This window comes from Sphingomonas sp. 66-10, from assembly GCF_001897045.1.
GTDB lineage: Bacteria > Pseudomonadota > Alphaproteobacteria > Sphingomonadales > Sphingomonadaceae > Sphingomonas > Sphingomonas lycopersici.
In genome coordinates this window covers 13,641-13,962 of sequence record NZ_MKRR01000071.1, presented here as the reverse complement: position 1 = coordinate 13,962, position 322 = coordinate 13,641, and the positions used below count along the sequence as shown (strand labels likewise).

The window sequence follows — 322 nt, the reverse complement described above, 5'->3', positions numbered from 1 at the left end:
TCACCTGGATGAGAGTAGTCATCGGGTCCGTTCGTCAGGGGAGAGCGGTGCCCGGCACCGGAGAGCCGGGCACCGCTCGATGATCACTTGGTGAGTTCGATCGTGGTCGTCGCGTACTCCTTCGGCCACACCGTGACGGTCTTGCCGTCCTTCCACTGCGTCAGGATGGGGGTCGCGTCCGGGTTCGTGCCGTCCTCGCCGAAGGAGATCTTGCCGCCGGGCATCGCAGCCGCCGGCCCGGAGGTGACCGTCAGGCCGTGGAGCGCCGCCGCGATCTTCTTCGGCTCGCACGACTTCGCCTTCTCCATCGCCGCGACGAGGA

1 protein-coding gene is annotated in these 322 nt (G+C 67.4%); it reads right to left on the bottom strand.

All coding sequences use genetic code 11. From position 1 onward, the window contains the following. Positions 1-83 precede the first annotated feature (83 nt). The coding region (locus BGN95_RS06700; protein WP_286772040.1) for a hypothetical protein at positions 84-322 on the bottom strand (239 nt) is incomplete at its 5' end.